The organism is Vibrio sp. 2132-1, from assembly GCF_033344315.1.
Genome location: NZ_JAWPON010000848.1, coordinates 1 through 520 on the forward strand (window position 1 = coordinate 1; position 520 = coordinate 520).

1 pseudogene is annotated in these 520 nt (G+C 47.1%); it reads left to right on the top strand.

The features are described 5' to 3' along the window. Positions 1 to 500, top strand: a pseudogene (locus tag R8N47_RS28350) (zinc-binding dehydrogenase); the annotation flags it as partial. Positions 501 to 520: the final 20 nt, after the last annotated feature.

Genomic DNA, 520 nt, shown 5'->3' on the forward strand with positions numbered 1-520 from the left:
AGGTTGGCGACCACGTGATTCCTCTTTACACCGCTGAATGTGGCGAGTGTAAGTTCTGTAAATCGGGCAAAACCAACCTTTGTCAGGCCGTTCGTGAAACACAAGGTAAAGGTCTGATGCCAGATGGTACAAGCCGTTTTTCTATCAACGGTGAAACCATCTTCCACTACATGGGTTGTTCTACTTTCTCTGAGTACACAGTGCTACCTGAAATTTCATTAGCCAAAGTGAACAAGCAAGCGCCTCTTGAAGAAGTGTGTCTACTAGGTTGTGGCGTAACGACTGGTATGGGCGCGGTTCTGAACACTGCAAAAGTTGAAAAAGGCGACACGGTTGCGATCTTTGGTCTGGGCGGCATCGGTCTTTCAGCGATCATCGGTGCGCGCATGGCAGGTGCAAGCCGCATCATCGGTATCGACATCAACGAAAGCAAATTCGACCTAGCTAAACAACTTGGTGCTACAGACGTCATCAACCCACAAAAATTCGACAAACCAATTTAAGAAGTGATTGTTGAAAT